Below are 20,017 nucleotides of genomic sequence, written 5' to 3'. Positions count from 1 at the left end.
GATAAGCGATATCATCTTTTTATCTAGAGGACGCTATGAGCCAACCACGGCGTACTATCGAGCATTTGCTTAAGCAAGGCATACTGCCATTAGAGCATGCCAACGATGCAGCGCTTCATTTGCAAGTCTATCCTAGCAAACGCTCATGGCTGGTCTTTTTTGATAAAACCCTACTGATTATCGGAGCGATAGCGCTGGTATTGTCCCTTGTATTCTTTATCGCTTACAACTGGTTGCATATGGGCAAAATAGGCAAGTTTGCCTTAGTCGAGGGGGCGCTGGTCATCACTATCGCCTGGTACGTTGCACTGTCTTTTCGGCGACGGTTTCAGCTTATTCGCCAATTATTATTGCTCATTGCCAGCGTGATTACGGGTAGCTTATTGGCGCTGTTTGGGCAAGTTTATCAAACGGGTGCTGATACATGGCAGCTGTTTTTTGGTTGGGCAGTGTTGATTACGCCTTGGGTAATTATCGCCCGCTTCCCTGCGCTATGGCTGCTGTGGTTAGGGTTAATCAATGCCTGCTTAACACTCTATTTGCCTCTCACAAATATTCAATTTAGTGATGATAGTTTGCAAAGCGTATTTTATGTAGCAGCCCTTGCGCTAGTGAATCTCGTTGCTCTGTATTTTTGGCTCATGAGTTTTGATGATAAACGCCCTGTTACTAGCAAACTCTCTGGTCATATTACTGATAAACAACTCAGCTCAGCCACCGTTATTGGTCGCCCTACTACTAACCCTAACACCAAATCTAATACCAAATCTAATACCAACCCTAGCCTGCACTGGAGCACTTATGTCGTTGGTCTATTAAGCACCATCTTCATGACTTATCTAGCGATTGTCACCGTTTTTGATAGTGGCAATATCTGGGCAATATTAATCTCTGTCACTGTGTGGTTAGGCTGGTGCGGCTTTATATATTGGCAGTTTCGTCAGCGCCGTATTGATTTGCTCATGCTTACTTATCTATCATTTTCTATCATTGTTGTGGTGATGTTTTGGCTAGGTAAATGGCTGTTAGATGGCTTTGACGCAGGCGGATTTTTGATTTTATCATTGGTGCTGATTGGACTAAGCTCTACAGCGGTCATATGGCTGCGCCACGTGTCACGCTTAGACAATGAACATCAAACTGGCACCATAAATAAAGGCGCTGACCATGAATAGTGATAAGCAGACGCTGATTGCCTTAAAAAACCTTGGTCTGATTGATGCCAAGGGGGGCAATATTGACATGATTGACGAACATATTGCCACGGTAGACGGCGATGGTCGCCGCCAAATAAATGATGATCATCCATGGTTTCTACAATTGTTTTTTGGGGTTAGTGGGGTTTTAGCCAGTCTGTTCTTTGTTGGCTTTTTATCGTTGTTATTAGATAGTACTGGTGCGCTCGATAGTATGCTGGCTTTACTGATTATCGGGCTGTCATTAAACGCTGCTGGTTTTGCGCTATTTAGAAACAAGCAAGGTGGTGATAATACCTTTATCAGCAGCTTGGCATTTGCCATCAGTACTGCCGGTCAAGCGTACATTGCGTTTGCCTTGTTAAGTAATGATTTACCGCAGCCTTTAGATGCTTGGTTATTTTTACTAGTACAAGGCATTATGACCTTTATCGTGCCCAACCGTGTCTATCGAATATTAGGTAGCCTAGTCACGCTAAGCCTCATGGTCTATTTGCTTAATTACTATCATCTGCCTGAGGTCAGTTTGGGATTATTGGCGCTGATTGCGATCGTCACTAATTTACAACGCGATACGTTATTACAGCAAACCCCGACTCAATGGCGAGCGGGTAGTTTTGACATGATCAAGGCGATGGGTTACGCCAGCGCGCTCATGCTGTTATGCGTCTCTGTTTATTTTATCGCTGCTGAATATGGAAACAGCTTTAATGGTTATAATGCACCTTTCAGCTATCATTACTACTTGGCTCAAGGCCTGCTTATCCTTGCCAGCTTATATGCCGCTTACCTTATTCTCAAACGCTATCGTGTCACACTGCTATCAACAGCAGCTGGTATCATTGTCTGCGCTATCATTGTATTAGGCATCACGTCGGTCTATGTCTCAGGACTGCTCGCGACCAGTTTGATTATTATCATCGCGATGGCTAACAGCCAGCGTGCGCTGTTGGGACTTGCTATCATCGCTTTAGTCAGCTATATATTTTGGTATTACTACCAGCTCGATACTTCATTACTAATCAAATCTCTCTCAATGCTCATCGTCGGACTGACCATGCTGATGGTGCGTTGGCTATTGATTAAACGCTATTTCGCAAACTCCCTTATCAACGATACTGATTTGACCATAAGCGCCAACGATCATCAGGAGCGCCTATCATGAAAAATAAGATTTTGACTAAGCGCTTGATTAATGACACGTCACCATCCACCCATTGGCTAAAAAAACGAGCCGTTACGATTACCATTGCCCTACTTGGGTTAGCCTTGATATTGATTGTAATGACGATGAATATCATCAAATACGAAACCCATCTCACCACTGGCAAAACGGTATTATTAGCGCTAGCACCGGTTGATCCCCGTGGTTTTATGCAAGGTGATTATATGGCGTTACGTTATGCGCTGGAGCGCGATATTTTTGATGCCATGCGCTCAAAGCATCCTCATTCAACACCAGACAAATTAGGCTCAGAACTAGATGTAGAATTAAACGAGTTTGATGCAGATTTTCGTATTTATGAGCCAAGTGACGGTTATGTGATTGTGAGACTTGATGGCAATAATGTGGGGCATTTTGTGCGCCTAGCAGATAGCAATGACGGTGATAAATTGGCCGCTGATGAAATAGCCATTCATTACCGCGCCCGTAATGGCAACATACAGCTGGCTACCAACGCATTTTTCTTTCAAGAAGGCCATGCTAAGGCATTTGAAGCGGCTGAATATGGTCTGTTTCGTGTGAATGACAAAGGCGAGCCATTACTCACGGATATGGTAGACGGTGATTTTACAGTCATCGTCGGCGACATAAGCCAAGAGGATAAAGCCTCTCATTAGACGTTTATGATGTGACTTATCATTCGTTACTTCTCATGCTTTACTTCTCATGCTTTACTACACGCGATACGTGCAACGCATAACATTCCTTAACCAAAGTAACATTGAGGGTACTAAGACAAACTTGTTACTGTTGCTCACGACTTAAAAATAAAAAAGGAAATGATTATGCGTAGCGCAATTTATAGTACCTTCGGTAAACCATCTGACGTCCTCAGTTTAGGTGACACACCTATTCCTGAACCAAAAGCCAATGAAGTCCGAGTCAAAATGATACTCGCCTCTATCCACAACCATGATTTATTAACCATTCGCGGTCAATATGGCTTTAAACCTGAGCTACCAGCGATTGGTGGTAGCGAAGCGGTCGGCATTATCGATGCCGTCGGTCAAGATGTCAAAGACTTAAAAGTTGGTCAGCGCGTGGCGGCAGCGAGCGTGCAAGCGACATGGGCAGAGTATTTTGTCGCCTCAAAAGACATGGTATTTGTCATGCCTGATAGCTTAGAGGACGAAATGGCAGCACAGCTCATTGCGATGCCACTCAGTGCCCTGATGCTGATTGAGTTTTTAGAACTAAAAAGCGGTCAGTGGGTGATCCATAATGCCGCCAATGGTGCGGTCGGCAAATCGCTCGCCATGCTAGCCGCCGCGCGTGGTATTAATACTATTAATGTCGTGAGAAGTGGCGATGCTATCAAGGAATTAGAAGCACTGGGTATCAAGCATAATATCAACACCTCAGATGATGACTGGAAAGACCAAGTAAAAGCCATCCTTGGTGATAAAAAAATCAGTGCCGCGGTTGATTCTATCGGTGGTGAGTCTAGTAATGATCTGCTAGCGTTACTGGGTCATGGTGGCACATTGGCCTCGTTTGGCATCATGTCAGGCAAACCCATGGTGCTAGATCCAACCCATATTATTTTTAAACAAGCGATAATTAAAGGCTTTTGGGGCAGTAAAATCAGTCAAGAGATGAGCGTTGAAAACAAACAGCGTTTGATTGATGAGCTGATCGAACGTGCTAATAATGGCAATTTAAAACTGCCCGTTGAAGCAACGTTTGATTTGGCGGATATCGTCAAGGCCGTCGATGGCAAATTGCAGGCAAGTAAGAATGGTAAGGTGTTGTTAAAAGCATAAATGACTGTCTTACATACCTCTATGTAATTGCAAATAAAGATGCACACCAAAAAACCTCATTAGGAATAATATTATGTCTAATAATAAAACCTTTAAAGCCTTGGTTGTCGAAGAAAATACCGACGGCAGCTTTAGCAAAAGTATCCAAGAACGCAACGTCAGCGACTTACCAGAAAACGATTTACTCATCGAAGTGCATTACTCATCGCTCAATTATAAAGATGCGATGTCGGCATCAGGTAATAAAAGAATCACCAAAAACTATCCGCATACCCCTGGTATTGATGCGGCAGGCGTGGTGGTCAGTGATAAATCAGGCACCTTTACAGAAGGGCAAGAAGTATTGGTATTTGGCTATGATTTGGGCATGGATACGGATGGCGGTCTGGGTCAGATGATCTCTATACCTGCCGATTGGGCATTGCCCTGCCCAGAAACGCTGACGCTGAAAGAAGCAATGACTTACGGTACGGGCGGCTTAACCGCAGCACTCAGTATCCAAAAACTAGAAAAAATGGGCGCAAAACCCAGTGATGGTCCAGTCGCGGTAACTGGTGCAACAGGCGGCGTCGGTACGATCAGCATCGCTATTTTGAGTCAGCTGGGTTATGAGGTGATTGCCTTCTCAGGTAAGCCAGAGCAAAGCGAGCATTTAAAAGCATTGGGCGCGAGCGAAGTGCGTCATCGCGATACCATCAATGAAATCGGTAACAAGCCTATCGGCCGTGAGCTATGGGCAAACGCCATTGATACCATTGGCGGCGACTACTTACCCAACCTGCTAAAGCAAACCAAATCTGGCGGTGCGGTGACCAGTTGTGGTTTAGCAAGCGGCGCTGAGTTTTCGATGTCGGTGATACCTTTTATTACCCGCGCGGTGTCATTATTGGGTATCGATTCGGTCTATATTCCACTGGCTGATAAAGAAGCCATTTGGCAGCGTGTCGCCACCGATATGAAACTGCCTAATCTAGAGAGTTATGGTGAAGAGATTACGCTAGAGCAAACGCCAGAATACCTAGATCGATTTATGTCTAGCAAAGTAGTTGGGCGTTATGTGGTGAATGTGAAGGGTTAGGGTTTTGGTTTAGAAGCTTAACTTTTAGAGAATGGCAGCTTTCTTTTTTGGAGGGTTGCCATTACTTTTTCATAAAGACTATTTGAATAAATAAAATCAATATTTATTTAAAATGACTCTCAACTTCTACCAGCCTAGAATCTTAGCTAGTAACATTAGAGATCCACCTACAACAAAATTATCGATCATTGCTGATGGGTTCGGTCGATAGACATTACTAATATAAGATAGTTTCTCTTTTGATTTTTCAACAAAGATAAAAGTATTCTTTGTTAAATCTAACTTTTCATCTAAAAAAACTTGCAGCCACATAAGTATAAATAGGCAATTTAATATAATTGGGTAATAATAAACTTGATACAAACCAAGTAGAACAGTACGTCTTTCTTCGGAAAGCTCGTTAAAATCGTCTACTAAAGATAGTTCGTCACTTATTTCTGAGTCTAGTTCTACTATAGTTTCACTAATATTCTCTTCTAAATCTGGAATGCTATCTAAATCAATTCGCACCATATCTTCGAAAGGAAAGTTCTTTAGTCTAGTTATTGCTTTAAATGACTCAAGATTGTGTAGTGACTCAACCTGCTTAAAAACATCTGCATAATCTGATAAAACTGAGTTAGTAATAGCTTTCTGAGATTGAATATCTCCCACAAGTTTAGAAATTTCGCTTGCTTCAAATGAAGTACTGACTGCATCAAAAGCGCTTCTATATGGTTCTAATGAATCCCTAATTAGATTTACTGATGACATCATATTTTCATATACACTAGTTCCTCCTGTACTTTGTATTAGGCTCTCTCTTACAGACATGACACTATTATTATAAGCACTCATTCCCTTTGTCATTTCAAGAAAAGTATCTTGCACAGCCATTGCTTCTGGAAATTTCAACTGATCACTCATTGCCATTGCACCATGGTCAAAAACACTGCTGGAAGCGAAATCTACTGGTTGAACAGATTTGCTGACAATATCTGCAATACTCGCAGCTGAATTCATCTGTTCATATTTTGCCATTCTCGGCATAATACTATCTATTGCTTTACCACCAAAAGATAGTGGATTCAATTGTCTCTGAATTTTATCAACCATTTCACTGATCTCTAACATAGATGGTGTTTTACTATCTTTTTTAGGATTTTCAGCCACTCATAAGTTCCTTTTGTTCGATAATTAAAGCTAACTTCAAAGATAGCACAATAGTTAGAAATTTAGAAAATCAATAAATCTTTCAATCATAAACAATACTCACGTCGTATGATAAAAATACCAACCATTATGTAGCTCCGTTAGAGATATGACGGTAAGTCCATAAGGCGGTATCATATAACCAACTTCAATGTCATTATTTGGCGCTTTTAAGTAACCAAATTCATTATCCAAAAAGCCACCCATCGTTAGTACGATATAACCGTCCTCTCGTGCCATACTAACGATACCTGAGCGATCTAGCTTCTTACGGAGTAAAGCGACTTCTTCTACATCTAAATCATCTGCCCTTATCTTCCCAGCATAAGCTGCCGCTATCTCTCGTTCAGTTGTATAGCTGTCATCATTGGAGATAAGCTGATCATTTAGCATCTTATGGTAACGACGCATATTACTTATTTGATAGACGTTGGCATCTTGGCTGAGTGTATCTATAGCCTGCAAATTGCTTTTATTAAGCAAAAAATGTACTTGATTGCCCATACCAATTGCTGAAAGATAAAATGCAATCACAGTAACTATGGGAAATATCGCTAATGGCATATAAGAAGATGGCTTTTTATATCCTTTGCTGAATATATTTAACACCGAAAATAGTAACCCAGCAATAAGAAAAAATAGCAGAGTCAGCATACTTAAAATCGGCCCGAAACTGCCAAAATAGGGAGAATTAAGTAAACTTACCGAGAGAATAAACAAGCCAAGATATTTAGCGTATTTTTTATTTTTTGGCGGCATAACAGTCTCACACTGGATTTGAATATTGATAATATCTTAACGTGAGTCTGTTATAAGTAAGATGAAATAAGGATGAAATGAATATGGAGCGAATGACTTACGTTCAAACAAAGCCACTTCTACATTATCAATAACTAGCCACACGCCCAGTCAAAATTATTATTCAGCAAATCAATTTGACCATTACCACCGCCCATATTGGCATCGCCAAGTGCTTCTTCAAACTCAATATAAAAAGGGCTAAATTCTGGCATTGCTTGAATAGGATTGGCTGTACCACCAAAGTGATTTTTTGCATGAAATCTATCAAGTTTTAATACGTCGCCTTTTGTAGAAAACATAGGAACATAAGCATTCTCATCGTCTTCATCTGCCCATTCAGTTAGCGCTTTACCAATATTAGGATCATCTGTTCGAGTAACTTGCTTAATAAACTGAGCGGGTTTATCTGTAATAAAACAGGTACTCCCCCACTCTTCTACTGCATAGTTTGGATGCACACTGTTATCTTTATCAGGCAGTGGTGTAGATTCACCATGGAACTCTGCTTCCGTTAGCCAAATTAACGCCCAGCCACCGCCAATAATATCTTCAAGATATATTTCTTGAGGGTGACGATGGTTAGCATAGCGACTCAGTGACACCCAAAAATTCTCAGCGTCTGTATGATTCACCTCAGTGAGGTTCGTAATCAAATCTTCAACACCATCTATAGTGTCAGCAGTATGATCATCCGCTTGAAAGAATGAGATTGCCACAAAGTCCTGACCTTTTACGCGATACACTTCAGGTACTAATATCGTCCATAAGTGCGCCATCGGTAGACCGTTGCTCCTACTTCGCGGCCATTGATCAGTAGTAATACCGACAGGACGTCCAAAGGCCCAACCTTGTCCGTGATTGTTATCCGTTAGTTCCAAATCATATGCTTGTTTTAATGGTTCCATTGCTCTTGTCTCGCATCCTTAGATTAACCTTATTGATTAGACGTACTACACCAACCAAAACCAATCAGGGGCAAACAAGTAGGACATACCCATTGATAGTAAAACCGCCAATATACTACCCACAATTGCGCCAACCCATGACGTACCACCCTTTGCCGCTAGTTCCTGTTCAAGCATCGCTGGGTCTGCTGTGTTGCTCATGACTTTTTTTATATTTTTGACGCTATGATTAAAGTAAAAATAATTACCTAAAAGTCCTGTCAGTACTGCCCATGCGATAAAAAAGCTGGTTTGACCTATAGAGCTATACATTTCCAGACCGAGCAGATGCATTAAAATCAAATCGACCGTATTTATACCAACTACAATACACAAGGCTACTAGGTACATTTTACGATAGCATAACCACGATGTTCCCAATAGCAGTCCGGCAATATTAAAACTGTGAATGCTCGAACCATCATTATTGACTTCTAAACGTGGCTCACTGTCCTTAAACCATTTATTACGGTAGAAATCATCATACTTTTTACCAACGAAGGCCGCCAGTAAAGTATCAGCTGTCTCAGAGTCAGATGATGATGTGTTTTTCGTGCTTTGCGCATCTTTAGAAATATTAACTGCCGTTAACGGTGGCGGTGTTTGTGCTTGAACGTCAGAGAGCTGATGTCCACATTTTGAACAAAATCCTGCCTCACTTGAATTTTCTTGATTACAGTTATTACAAAGCATCTTATCCCTTAGTTTTACCAAACGGTTTGTGGTTTTATATCAACTTCAATAATTAAAAGTCAATTAAAGTTTGCTATATTATAGATAATAAAGACAAATGTTCAATGAAAAATTAGAGGATTCTTAGCTACCCGTTTGTTTTAACCAAAAAAAACACCCAACCAAGTTGAGTGTTTTTTTATTTCAGCTAAAGATTAAATAAGAAGTTTATTCCCATTCAATCGTCGCAGGTGGTTTACTCGACACATCATATGTCACGCGTGACACTTCCGCGATTTCGTTCATAATGCGGTTCGATACCGTCTCGATCAAATCATACGGCAGATGGGCAAAGCGCGCGGTCATAAAGTCTACGGTCTCAACAGCACGTAGCGCAATCACCCATGCATAGCGGCGGCCATCGCCGACCACGCCAACCGATTTAATCGGTTGGAATACCGCAAACGCTTGCGCGGTCTTCTCATACCAGCCTGATTTTTCTAACTCTTCCATAAAGATAGCATCAGCTGAGCGCAAGATATCAGCAAACTCTTTGGTGACTTCACCAAGGATACGCACGCCCAAACCCGGTCCTGGGAACGGATGGCGGTTGATCATCTTCGCTGGTAAACCAAGGGTAATACCCAATTTACGGACTTCATCTTTAAACAAATCACGTAACGGCTCAACCAATTCAAACGCCAAATCATCTGGCAAACCACCAACGTTGTGATGGCTCTTAATCACGTGGGCTTTACCTTGATGCGACTTCGCTGATTCGATAACGTCTGGATAAATCGTCCCTTGTGCCAAAAATTCAATCGTTTTGCCATCGCTTTGCTCGCTGATTTCACGGGCACTATTAGCAAAAACGTCGATAAAGGTTTTACCGATGATTTTGCGCTTGGCTTCAGGATCAGACTCGCCAGCCAATGCCGTTAAGAACAACTCTTCGGCATCGACACGAATGACTTTTACGCCCATATTTTCTGCGAAGATTTGCATCACTTGGTCGCCTTCGTGCAAACGCAAGAGACCGGTATCGACAAACACACAAGTTAATTGGTCGCCAATCGCTTTATGCAATAGTGCTGCAACGACCGAACTGTCGACACCACCTGAAAGACCGAGCAATACTTGCTTATCACCGATTTGCTTCTGTAACTGTTCGATACGCATATCGATGATGTTGTCAGGCGTCCAGCTGCCAGCGCAATCACAGATTTCATGGACAAAACGACCAAGCAGTGCCTGACCTTGGGCGGTATGAGTCACTTCAGGATGGAACTGCAAACCATAATAATGGCGCGAATCGTCTGCCATAATCGCAATCGGACAGCTTGGCGTACTAGCGACGATATCGAAACCTTGTGGCGCTTCAATTACCTTGTCGCCATGGCTCATCCAGACATTCAGCTTACCCGCTGCGTCTTCGATTCCATTGATCAGTGTAGAAGTACCATTGATATTGATAGTCGCTGCGCCAAACTCATGGATATCACTGGCATGAACCTGCCCGCCGAAACGATCTGCCATCGCTTGCATACCGTAGCAAATACCTAGTACTGGTACGCCTAAGTCAAATACAGCATCGTTGATACGCGGGCTGTTTTCAGCGTGCACGCTCTCAGGACCACCGGATAAGATAACGCCTTTTGCGCCAAAATCGATGATGCGCTGGGTGTCGATGTCATAAGGGAACATCTCACAAAACACCCCAGAATCGCGCACACGGCGAGCGATTAGCTGGCTGTATTGCGAGCCAAAATCAAGAATTAAGATGCGATCTTGCTTGATAGTAGGTATTGCAGGAGTGGCAGCGGCAGTGGTCATAAATCGATGTCCATCAATAGATAAATTGGTGCCCTATTTTAACAAGTTTCCGCACATTAATGGCTATAAAAATAATCTAATCTGCTAACTGGCATATAACTTTATAACTCATCAGTATAAACCCCTACTTTATTTCATTAATAAATGCATTTCTTCTATATTTTTCTATATCTAGGTAGCGATGATAAGGCACTGTAGAATAATGAACAGCATAAAAAAGCGGCTGATAGGTCTAGTACGTCAACTGATACTCTTGGCTATTAGGCTTTCTTCTCAGCCTGATACTTTTATGGGCAACGCCTAAATTATGGTGTAGACGTTATTACAAAGTAGCCATTGTACTTTTTTACATAGCATTCTATATAGAATACTTGCATCAGTGTCGCCTATGATTACCGTGTATTATTCGGCAACACATGTACTTCATCTGAAATCTTCTCAAGCTTAGTCTCACCGCATTGGTATTTTTATATGCTAGGGTTTATTGGTGTCATTTGGCACTACTTAGCGCATAGACTGATTGTGTTCGTGAGGAATAAAGACTTATAAAGTTGAGACAGTACACCAATCTTCGTTGACTAATGTATAGAAAACAGTTACTTATTATAGTCATAAATAATCATAATAAATTGACAGGTATGTCCCTATGAGCAAAATAAAATCCCTTATCCAAAAACGCCCTAAATCTGACCAATCCGAAGCTATTTCAGTAAATTCTGATAACCAGAATACCAATAAGACCAGTGTAGACGCCACCTCAAAAAGTCATACGTCCAATACCCCCATCGAGCAAACGCGCTGGAACGGTTGGGGCAATATCAATATTAATAAAAAAGTCTCACCGCACGGCGCAAAACTCATCAAATCACATATTGGCAAAACCAAAAAACTATCGTCGGTGAGCTTACAACAGGTACTAAAAACCGTCCCCACATCGCGCTTACCTACTGCCATTATCGATCTTGATATCGTCTCTATTGATAGTGAGATTAGGCTTAGACACGCTCGTGGGCAAAGCTTTCCAGACTGGATAGCCATGCATGGTGGTAACTTTGAAGTCTTCCCTGATGGCGTCGCTTTTCCTAAATCGACCGCTGATGTCGAAACCTTATTAAAGCTAGCAAGCGAACATGATCTTATCGTCATTCCGTTTGGTGGCGGTACTTCGGTAGTTGGTCATATCAATCCGCAAAAGGGTTCACGCCCTGTACTCACCGTCGCGATGAGCAAGATGGATCAGCTTATTGGTTTAGACAATGAGAGCCAAATCGCTACCTTTGGCGCAGGCACACAAGGGCCCGCCGTTGAAGCACAATTGGACGAGCATGGCTATAGATTGGGACATTATCCGCAGTCTTGGGAGCTATCGACGCTCGGCGGCTGGATTGCCGCGCGCTCTAGTGGGCAGCAGTCATTAGGCTACGGGCGTATCGAGCAGATGTTTGCCGGTGGTACATTAGTCACGCCGCAAGGCATACTCAATATCGCTGATATTCCTGCCTCATCAGCAGGGCCTGACCTGCGTGAGATGATGATGGGCACGGAAGGTCGAGCTGGTATTTTTACCGAAGTCAAAATGCGCGTGCAGCCACAACCGGAAGAAGAGTTGTTTAAAGTCGCCTTTTTACCCAATTGGGAAGCGGGTAAAGCCATACTCAGACAAGCCGTGCAGAGTAATATCCGCCTGTCTATGCTTCGTCTGAGCAATGCGGTCGAGACCGACGCGCACTTGCATCTGGGTACGACGCCTAGTCAGTTTTTAGCCATTAGCACTTATCTAAAAGCACGTGGACTGAGCTCAAACAAAGTCATGCTGACTTATGGCGTCTCAGGTGATGAAGCGCAGAATAAACTGGCACTTAAACAGTTCAAGCAGCTACTAAAACAGCAAGGCTGTGTCACGGGCAAGCTGACCGATATCATGGGCAAAATTTGGGCACACGGCCGCTTTAAACTCCCTTATTTGCGCGGGACACTGTGGGAAAAGGGCATCATGGTCGATACCTTTGAGACTGCAACCAATTGGCATAATATCGATGAGCAAATGGCGCAGATGCAAGCAGGCGTTCAAACGGCTTTGAGCGATGAAGGCGAAGCGGTGATGGCATTTACTCATATCTCGCACGTCTATAAGCAAGGTGCTAGCCTTTATACCACCTACTTCTTTAGAGCAGCACAAGACCACGCTAGCACTTTAAGCCGCTGGCAAAAAATCAAACTTGCCGCTAGTACCAGTTTGGCTAATGGCAAATCGACGATATCGCATCAGCATGGTGTTGGTCGCGATCACGCGCCATACCTTGCTGCTGAAAAAGGCGAGCTAGGTATTCAAGTGACCCGCGATATGCTCAAAAGCTTAGATCCCAAGCAGCGTATGAATCCAGGCGTCTTAATCGAAGATTAAAAGGTCGCCTTAGCGTCACTAGTTGGCTTAAACAGGTTAAGTCGCTGATTAATTTGAGTATCATTTGAGATGAGTCGTTTATGAACCAAGCCAATCAACATCAGCAACGCCAGCAAGTATTAGCGCCTTTATTTCGTCGCTCGTCTCAAGTAGTACCGTGGGATATGCTCATCATCGGTGGCGGCATCACTGGTGCTGGGATCGCGCGCGAAGCGGCACGGCGTGGCTTGGCGGTGTTACTCATTGAGCAAAAAGACTTTGCGTGGGGCACCTCTAGCCGCTCTAGTAAAATGGTACATGGCGGGCTGCGCTATATTGCCTCAGGCGACTATAAAACGACTTTGCTTAGCGTGCGTGAACGTGAGCGTATGCTTAGTGAAGCAAGTGGTCTGGTTAATGAAATGCATTACGTCATGCCGCATTATAAAGGCAAGTTTCCACCGCCATGGATATTTAATACCCTACTTAGGGTATACGATAAACTGGCAGGGCAGCGCTACTTTAAATACTTTAAAAAAGACGCTTTTTTAAGTTCAAATCCTGGCATCAAACGAGAGAATTTCTTGGGTGCCAGCCAGTTTAGTGACGCAGTGACCGATGACTCACGGCTGGTGATGCGGGTGCTGGACGAAGCGATTCATGATGGCGCGCATGCGATTAATTACCTTAAATCCGAATCATTAATGACTAATGAGCAAGGCTTGGTGGTGGGTGCGAGTCTAGTAGATACTGCTGCGCAAAATAGCGCCGCCACGTATGATATTTATGCCAAAGTGGTGGTCAGCGCGACGGGCGCTTGGGCGGATACTTTACGGATGCAAGCGAGCGCTCAGACGGAGCAAAACTTTCATAAACAAATTCGCCCATCGCGTGGCAGTCACTTGGTGGTCAGTCAAGAGCGTCTGCCGCTCAAGCAAGCCTATACCTTTTTGCATCCTGTCGATAAAAGAGCCATTTTTGTATTTCCATGGGAAAACCGTACGGTCCTTGGAACAACCGATCTGGATCATCCGCCCTTAGACGATAACGAAGTCGGTATCACCAATGCAGAGGTAGATTATCTATTGGCGGCAACCAATAATCTCTTTGACAAGGCTAATCTAAACCGAGAAGACGTCATCAGCACGTGGGCAGGTGTGCGTCCGCTGATATCTGAAGGCGGCGATGGCAAGCGCGTCAGCCCAAGTAAAGAAAAGCGCGACCATAGCATTTGGCTCGATAACAATTTAGTGACCGTCAGTGGTGGCAAGCTCACGACTTTTCGCCTGATAGCCCTCGATGTACTCAAAACCTGCCAAAAGGTGTTGGCACTTGATGGCGTCGCTATCCAAGACCATACTCACCATAACGACCAAGTCTTTAGCAAATTAGTACCAACCAACCCTAAATTTGCCACCTTGCCCGCATCGCTACAGCAGCGCTTAAAAGGGTTTTATGGTCGGCAACTTGATGCCTTGCTTAAGCTGGCGCATGACGATGATTTGGCTTATGTGACCAACAGCAATACCATTTGGGCGGAAATACGTTTTGCGGCGCATTACGAGCAAGTCATTCATTTGGACGATTTATTACTGCGACGCACGCGCTTAGGATTGATACTGCTGCATGGCGCGATGACGCGGCCGATTAGTGATAGGCTCAAACAAATATGTCAGCAGGAACTGGGCTGGGATGAGCAAAAATGGCAGCAAGAAGTTGACCGCTATCAAGAGTTATGGCAACGCTACTATCATCTGCCTGCGGCTTAAGCCTATTTTTATTACTGCTTATCACTACATAGTTAAGGATGACTATGACCAACAACTTTGATGCTCCTATTTATTTCTTAGCCATCGACAATGGTACGCAAAGCGTCAGAGCGCTGATATTTGATCAATTTGGCACTGAGATCGCCAAAGCCCGCGTCGCTATCGAGCCGTATTTTTCAACGCAGCCCAATTTTGCTGAGCAACATGCCGCCTACTATTGGCAAAAATTAAGCGAGGCCTGTCAGCAGTTGTGGCAAAATTGCGATATCACGCCAGCGCAAATTGCCGGCATCAGTCTCGCCACCCAGCGCTATACCATGATATGTTTGGACAAGGATAAACAACCGCTACGTCCCGCCATTGTGTGGATGGATTTGCGTCGCGGCGAAACCAACGATATCGGCTTTCTCAATCCACTCACCAAAGTCATCGGTATGGGTGAGCTGGTACAAGAGGCGCAGCAAAAAGCACGCTGTAATTGGCTTGCTCATCACGAACCAGAAATATGGGCAAAAACAGCCTATTATGTCAATTTATCAGCGTACCTCACCTATCAACTCACAGGCGAGATTGCCGATTCTACTGGTCATGCCTTAGGCTACCTGCCTTATGATTACAAAGCGCAAACTTGGTTTAAGCCAAACAATATCAAATGGCGACTGTTCAGTTGCCGACTAGAGCAAATGCCCAAACTCGTGGCACCAGGGCAGCTACTTGGTCACATTACCGCTCACGCTGCCGCCGCTACTGGTGTTGTTGAAGGCACGCCAATGATCGCCGCTGCCAGTGATAAAGCTTGCGAAGCGTTGGGTTCCGCTGGACTCGCCGCCGATACCGCCTGCTTAAGCTTTGGCACTACTGCGACTATTAATACCACGTCGAGCCATTATATTGAGATACTCAAGCACATGCCCGCCTATACCGCCGCCGCGCCGAATTACTACAATCATGAATATATGATTTATCGCGGCTTTTGGATGGTCAGCTGGTTTAAGGAGCAATTTGCCCAGTATGAAGAGCAACTGGCAAAAACTCAGGGTGTTGATACTGAAAAACTACTCGATCAAGCGGTAAAAGACATTCCAGCAGGCTGTATGGGTTTAATGATGCAGCCATATTGGTCGCCCGGTGTTCGTCATCCGGGTCTTGAAGGCAAAGGTGCACTCATTGGTTTCGGTGATGTACACACGCGAGCGCATGTTTATCGCGCTATTTTGGAAGGACTTGCCTACGAGCTAAAGCTTGGTTTTGATACTATTGAGAAGCGTACAGACAAACCCATTAAACACCTGCGTGTGTCTGGTGGCGGCTCCCAAAGTGACTCCGCCATGCAGCTGACGGCAGATATCTTTGGTATGCCCGCTTATCGACCGCATACTTATGAAGCTTCAGGCTTAGGCGCTGCCATCAACTGTGCAGTGGGTCTTGGCGTTTATCCTGACCATTTAACCGCGACTCAGGCGATGACTCATTTGGGTGATGGATTTGTACCCATTGACGTCAATGTCCAGCTCTACAAACGTCTTTATAATGAGGTCTATCTCAAAATGTATAAGCGCCTAAAGCCGTTATATCAAAGCATTCAAGATATTACGGGTTATCCTGCGAAACAATATTAAATATCTGCCCAGCTGCCCAATCACACTAACCTCAATACTGGATAAGCATGGTGGCTTTCAGTATTGTCTAAATACCATCACTGTTTAATGCTGTTTGCATACGATTTAGCCCTTCTATCAGCAACGCTTTAGGACAAGCCACATTCAGGCGCATTTTAAGATGTCCCTCTGCGCCATATTTAATCCCAGCATTTAGCTCCACTTTCGCCGCTCTTAGACTATCATAGAGCACTTGATCATCTTGACTATATGCAGAGCAATCCAGCCAGATTAGATAGGATGCTTCTGGACGCATGACCTTAACTTTAGGCAGGTGTTCAGCGAAAAACTGTATGGTTAAATCAATATTGGCCTCGATATATGTCAGCGCCTGTGCCAACCATTCATTGCCTTGCTCATACGCATGACGCATCGCAGTATACGCAAATAAATTTAGCTCGTACTCGTCATTTAATTGCTGCTGTTGACTGATTTTTTGGATTAATGCGTCATCTTTAGCAAAGATCATCGAGCCTTTAATCCCAGCGATATTAAAGGTTTTGGTCATCGAGGTCAGGCTGACCACATTGTGCTCGTAACCTGTTGCTAGCGTCAAAAACGGTGTGAACGTGTGACCGCGCAAGGTTAAGTCCTGATGAATCTCGTCGCTGACAATCGCCACATCATGCTTTTTACAAATCGAAAGTACAGCTTTCAACTCATCCGCTGTCCACACGCGACCACCCGGGTTGTGCGGATTACAGAGTAAATACAGCTTAATATCATGCTCGATAATCTTAGCTTCGATATCCGCTAAATTTAAATGATATTTGCCCTCACTCTCTTGTAATAACGAGGTGATGAGCGTGCGACCATTTTGCTCAACTTTACTCATAAATGGCGCATAGATAGGATCATTGACCAGTACCGCATCCCCTACCTCGGTAAAGACGTTCATCATCAGCGCTAGGCTTGGTACGACACCTGGGGAGAACAAGATATTTGCTTGCTTAAGCGCCAACTCATAGCGACTGCCATGCCAATCAATAATCGCGTCATACAGCGCCGCGGTAGGTTTGGTATAGCCCAATATGCCATGCTGCACGGCTTGCTCAATCGCGTTTAAGATAGGCGGCGCGGCCTTAAAATCCATATCCGCCACCCACAGCGGAATCGTATCATCGCTATAGTGCCATTTGAGCGACCCCGTATCCCGTCTGTCGATGACCTCATCAAAGTTATACAACACCCGCGCTCTCCTTCATTTAAAAATAATGGTTCAGGGTACAACATGAATAGCGTCATCAACAATCGCTTTATGCAGGATATATAAAGTCGCTATATGATTATTAAAATCACGCCTATTTCGTCCCTTTTAAAACCTGATACTATTGGCTAATAGTGGTATACACTCAAAGCATCAATCAAGGAGACAGATGATGACGACACCAGACCAACAGCCGCGTAAGGACACGCAAGCATACGTCTTGACCAAATCCGATATCGATAACACGCCTGAGACTAAGCATGTCCACCAGTTCAACGAGCACGCCATTCGCCATACGGTGTCGCTCAGTGATATCGTTGGTCTGACTAAATTTGGCTTGCACCTCGTACGTGTGGAAGCGGGAGATGAGACGACGACGCATCACTATCATGAAGAGTCGGATGAGTTTATTTATGTGCTGTCAGGTGAGCTGTCGCTGCGCTATGGTGATGAGGATTATCAGCTGAGTGCTGGAGATTTTGTCGGTTTCCCTGCTCATGGCGCGGCGCACTCGATGCGCAATGAGAGCGCTGCCGATGCCACTTACTTGATGGGTGGCAGCCGACCACCGATTGACATTACCCTGTATCCAGAGATCAAGCGTAAGATGTATAAGATCCATGGTAAAAAAGAGTATGTGGATATGGAAGATTTGGGTGAAATCTAGAGGTAAGACTCGGATAATAAAAATTTAATTAACAAGTGTTTTATAATTCATAAGTATAAAAATTAATGCTATTATATATTTGGCTCGAAATAGCTTACGCGATTTAATAGATTGCCAAGTTATTATTAAAGAGCTTGTCACGCCATATAGCAGCGCTATAGTGTCCCGTATGAAACGTACGGTCTGGTTAAGTGGAGACAGATGTCAAAGCTTAATCAATATAGCTCAGCGATTGCGTAGATTACCTTTGCTCCGGCTACAAACAACTCAAAGGGACTCAACAAATCGAACAGGCGAGGGCGTGATGATAATAAAGAAACTGACCACACTATTAATCTGGGTAGAACGGATGGTACTGCTAATCGGCGCACTCCTGCCAACAGTAACATTTGCCAGTAAAATGTACATAATCATCGCATTAGCAATAATAATTGCGGACGTATTTGTGGTATCATGTAATAGTGAAGGACTGCATAAGAAAATCGCAAAACTGGAGGGACTGGCTCGAAATAGCATACGCAATTTAATAGATTGCCAAGTTATTATTAAAGAGCTTGTCACGACATATAGCAGCGCTATAACGTACCGTATGAAACGTACGGTCTGGTTAAGTGGAGACAGATGTCAAAGCTTAATCAATATAGCTCAGCGATTGCGTAGATTACCGCACCTTCGTCATGACCGTCGAGTTATTAGATCTTTTGCACAAATAGCCTAGTTTTTTGCAAAAGGTTTATGTATTGAAAGCGGGAGAGGCGTCATGACAGACAAGGTTAACTTCTCATCCTATGTGAAAGAACATTTTAAATCCACTCTCAACCAACTCGCTGAAAACAAGTCGAAAGCCGACAACTCCTACCATACTAAATACATCACCGTTAATGATTATTTAAATAATTTTAGTGCAGAAAAATTAAATACTATTTGTCATAAAATATCGCAATTAGAATATGGTTGTGACAACCTAACACCTATTATTATTCCTAAAACAACTGGTCTCAAAGACAATACTATGACGACAGAAAATACTCGTCTAGTCTGTGTTCCCTCCGTACAAGATAGAATCCTTCAAAAGCTATTTATTAAATACTTAAAAAACTATTACGAAGAAATATACAAAGTATTTTGTATGTATGATCATGCCTTGAATAAAGGTTATAACGATAAAAAGGTAGACTATGTTGATGATAGAGGAGTACCAAAAAAGAAAACCATATATGGTATTCGCAAGGCTTTAGATGATGTTATAGAGTATCGAAGTAAGTATAGATACGTTATCAAGGCAGATATTGTTAAATTTTTCGATAATATAAATAGAGAAATCGCTGTAAAAAAGTTTGAAAAAAAATTTATTGGATTAAATGACGATAAAGAGCTGATTGCTATTTTTAAAAGCTTCGTTTATTGCGATGCTAAGTTGGATTATGGCGACCCAAGGTACAAAAAACTGATAAAAACATATCTAAAAGAACTTGAGGGAAAGGGCGTTCGACAAGGTATGCCTATAGCTTCATTGTGCTCTTCAATGTATTTGCATGATTTTGACAACTGGATAATAAAAAAAGAAATTCCATATATAACCCCACTCTCAACTTCGAAAGTGATTGAAAAAAGAAGAGCACCTCACTAA

The 20,017-nt window shown here is 43.3% G+C and carries 16 protein-coding genes; 10 read left to right on the top strand and 6 right to left on the bottom strand.

Going from position 1 to position 20,017, the window contains the following annotated elements; all coding sequences use genetic code 11:
- Positions 1-35 precede the first annotated feature (35 nt).
- The 5 genes from JFC10_RS09920 (at position 36) to JFC10_RS09900 (ending at position 5,262) form a co-directional block, all read left to right on the top strand.
- Entirely contained in the window at positions 36-1,175 is a 1,140-nt protein-coding gene (locus JFC10_RS09920) for a DUF2157 domain-containing protein (protein WP_198332697.1), read from the top strand.
- The gene (locus JFC10_RS09915; protein WP_198332696.1) at positions 1,168-2,361 is read left to right on the top strand and encodes a DUF4401 domain-containing protein; all 1,194 of its coding nucleotides are present in this window, start codon (positions 1,168-1,170) and stop codon (positions 2,359-2,361) included. The genes JFC10_RS09920 and JFC10_RS09915 overlap by 8 nt, the downstream gene beginning before the upstream one ends.
- Positions 2,358-3,038: a GDYXXLXY domain-containing protein gene (locus JFC10_RS09910; protein WP_198332695.1), complete on the top strand. Its 681-nt coding sequence runs from the start codon at positions 2,358-2,360 to the stop codon at positions 3,036-3,038. Before JFC10_RS09915 ends, JFC10_RS09910 begins: the two co-directional genes overlap by 4 nt.
- A 168-nt stretch (positions 3,039-3,206) precedes the next feature.
- Positions 3,207-4,184 carry a zinc-binding dehydrogenase gene (locus JFC10_RS09905; RefSeq protein ID WP_198332694.1) on the top strand — a complete coding sequence of 326 codons (978 nt, stop codon included), beginning with the start codon at positions 3,207-3,209 and terminating at the stop codon, positions 4,182-4,184.
- A gap of 73 nt (positions 4,185-4,257) precedes the next feature.
- Complete coding sequence (locus JFC10_RS09900; protein ID WP_198332693.1) at positions 4,258-5,262, top strand: YhdH/YhfP family quinone oxidoreductase; 1,005 nt, start codon at positions 4,258-4,260, stop codon at positions 5,260-5,262.
- A 126-nt stretch (positions 5,263-5,388) separates the two neighbouring features.
- Here the strand turns inward: JFC10_RS09900 and JFC10_RS09895 are convergent, their stop codons facing one another.
- The 5 genes from JFC10_RS09895 to guaA all read right to left on the bottom strand — a co-directional run bounded on the left by JFC10_RS09895 (position 5,389) and on the right by guaA (position 10,703).
- Positions 5,389-6,414: a hypothetical protein gene (locus tag JFC10_RS09895; RefSeq protein WP_198332692.1), complete on the bottom strand. Its 1,026-nt coding sequence runs from the start codon at positions 6,412-6,414 to the stop codon at positions 5,389-5,391.
- A 99-nt stretch (positions 6,415-6,513) separates the two neighbouring features.
- Positions 6,514-7,212, bottom strand: a complete 699-nt coding sequence (locus tag JFC10_RS09890) for a hypothetical protein (RefSeq protein WP_198332691.1) — start codon at positions 7,210-7,212, stop codon at positions 6,514-6,516.
- Between the two features lie 134 nt (positions 7,213-7,346).
- Positions 7,347-8,159 (bottom strand): hypothetical protein, encoded by an 813-nt coding sequence (locus JFC10_RS09885; protein ID WP_198332780.1) that lies wholly within the window; start codon positions 8,157-8,159, stop codon positions 7,347-7,349.
- A 45-nt stretch (positions 8,160-8,204) separates the two neighbouring features.
- Entirely contained in the window at positions 8,205-8,891 is a 687-nt protein-coding gene (locus JFC10_RS09880) for a zinc ribbon domain-containing protein (RefSeq protein WP_198332690.1), read from the bottom strand.
- Positions 8,892-9,098: 207 nt separating this feature from the next.
- Positions 9,099-10,703 (bottom strand): glutamine-hydrolyzing GMP synthase, encoded by a 1,605-nt coding sequence (gene guaA / locus JFC10_RS09875; protein WP_193012556.1) that lies wholly within the window; start codon positions 10,701-10,703, stop codon positions 9,099-9,101.
- A gap of 646 nt (positions 10,704-11,349) precedes the next feature.
- Between guaA and JFC10_RS09870 the strand changes: the two genes are divergently transcribed.
- The 3 genes from JFC10_RS09870 to JFC10_RS09860 all read left to right on the top strand — a co-directional run bounded on the left by JFC10_RS09870 (position 11,350) and on the right by JFC10_RS09860 (position 16,474).
- A complete protein-coding gene (locus tag JFC10_RS09870; protein ID WP_198332689.1) occupies positions 11,350-13,107 on the top strand; it encodes an FAD-binding oxidoreductase in 1,758 nt (585 codons plus the stop codon).
- 80 nt (positions 13,108-13,187) lie between these two features.
- Positions 13,188-14,855, top strand: coding sequence for a glycerol-3-phosphate dehydrogenase/oxidase (locus tag JFC10_RS09865; protein WP_198332688.1), 1,668 nt, complete (start codon positions 13,188-13,190; stop codon positions 14,853-14,855).
- A gap of 44 nt (positions 14,856-14,899) precedes the next feature.
- Positions 14,900-16,474 (top strand): FGGY-family carbohydrate kinase, encoded by a 1,575-nt coding sequence (locus JFC10_RS09860; protein WP_198332687.1) that lies wholly within the window; start codon positions 14,900-14,902, stop codon positions 16,472-16,474.
- A gap of 67 nt (positions 16,475-16,541) precedes the next feature.
- Here the strand turns inward: JFC10_RS09860 and JFC10_RS09855 are convergent, their stop codons facing one another.
- Positions 16,542-17,702, bottom strand: a complete 1,161-nt coding sequence (locus tag JFC10_RS09855; protein ID WP_198332686.1) for a MalY/PatB family protein — start codon at positions 17,700-17,702, stop codon at positions 16,542-16,544.
- A 187-nt stretch (positions 17,703-17,889) separates the two neighbouring features.
- Here JFC10_RS09855 and JFC10_RS09850 point away from each other — a divergent pair, with 187 nt between their 5' ends.
- Positions 17,890-18,387, top strand: a complete 498-nt coding sequence (locus JFC10_RS09850) for a cupin domain-containing protein (protein WP_198332685.1) — start codon at positions 17,890-17,892, stop codon at positions 18,385-18,387.
- A 760-nt stretch (positions 18,388-19,147) separates the two neighbouring features.
- The gene (locus JFC10_RS09845; RefSeq protein WP_198332684.1) at positions 19,148-20,017 is read left to right on the top strand and encodes a reverse transcriptase domain-containing protein; all 870 of its coding nucleotides are present in this window, start codon (positions 19,148-19,150) and stop codon (positions 20,015-20,017) included.

It is taken from the genome of Psychrobacter aquimaris (genome assembly GCF_016107525.1).
Lineage (GTDB): Bacteria > Pseudomonadota > Gammaproteobacteria > Pseudomonadales > Moraxellaceae > Psychrobacter > Psychrobacter aquimaris.
The sequence above is the reverse complement of the archived record's forward strand: the minus strand, read 5'-3'. Positions and strand labels throughout refer to the sequence as shown.

Bases quoted from the DNA above. Each gene is read 5' to 3' on its own strand.
- JFC10_RS09910 (WP_198332695.1), top strand. From the start codon at position 2,358: ATGAAAAATAAGATTTTGACTAAGCGCTTGATTAATGACACGTCACCA.
- JFC10_RS09845 (WP_198332684.1), top strand. From the start codon at position 19,148: ATGACAGACAAGGTTAACTTCTCATCCTATGTGAAAGAACATTTTAAA.
- JFC10_RS09885 (WP_198332780.1), bottom strand. From the start codon at position 8,159: ATGGAACCATTAAAACAAGCATATGATTTGGAACTAACGGATAACAAT.
- JFC10_RS09850 (WP_198332685.1), top strand. From the start codon at position 17,890: ATGATGACGACACCAGACCAACAGCCGCGTAAGGACACGCAAGCATAC.
- JFC10_RS09890 (WP_198332691.1), bottom strand. From the start codon at position 7,212: ATGCCGCCAAAAAATAAAAAATACGCTAAATATCTTGGCTTGTTTATT.
- JFC10_RS09905 (WP_198332694.1), top strand. From the start codon at position 3,207: ATGCGTAGCGCAATTTATAGTACCTTCGGTAAACCATCTGACGTCCTC.
- JFC10_RS09920 (WP_198332697.1), top strand. From the start codon at position 36: ATGAGCCAACCACGGCGTACTATCGAGCATTTGCTTAAGCAAGGCATA.
- JFC10_RS09865 (WP_198332688.1), top strand. From the start codon at position 13,188: ATGAACCAAGCCAATCAACATCAGCAACGCCAGCAAGTATTAGCGCCT.
- guaA (WP_193012556.1), bottom strand. From the start codon at position 10,703: ATGACCACTGCCGCTGCCACTCCTGCAATACCTACTATCAAGCAAGAT.
- JFC10_RS09880 (WP_198332690.1), bottom strand. From the start codon at position 8,891: ATGCTTTGTAATAACTGTAATCAAGAAAATTCAAGTGAGGCAGGATTT.
- JFC10_RS09860 (WP_198332687.1), top strand. From the start codon at position 14,900: ATGACCAACAACTTTGATGCTCCTATTTATTTCTTAGCCATCGACAAT.
- JFC10_RS09915 (WP_198332696.1), top strand. From the start codon at position 1,168: ATGAATAGTGATAAGCAGACGCTGATTGCCTTAAAAAACCTTGGTCTG.
- JFC10_RS09870 (WP_198332689.1), top strand. From the start codon at position 11,350: ATGAGCAAAATAAAATCCCTTATCCAAAAACGCCCTAAATCTGACCAA.
- JFC10_RS09900 (WP_198332693.1), top strand. From the start codon at position 4,258: ATGTCTAATAATAAAACCTTTAAAGCCTTGGTTGTCGAAGAAAATACC.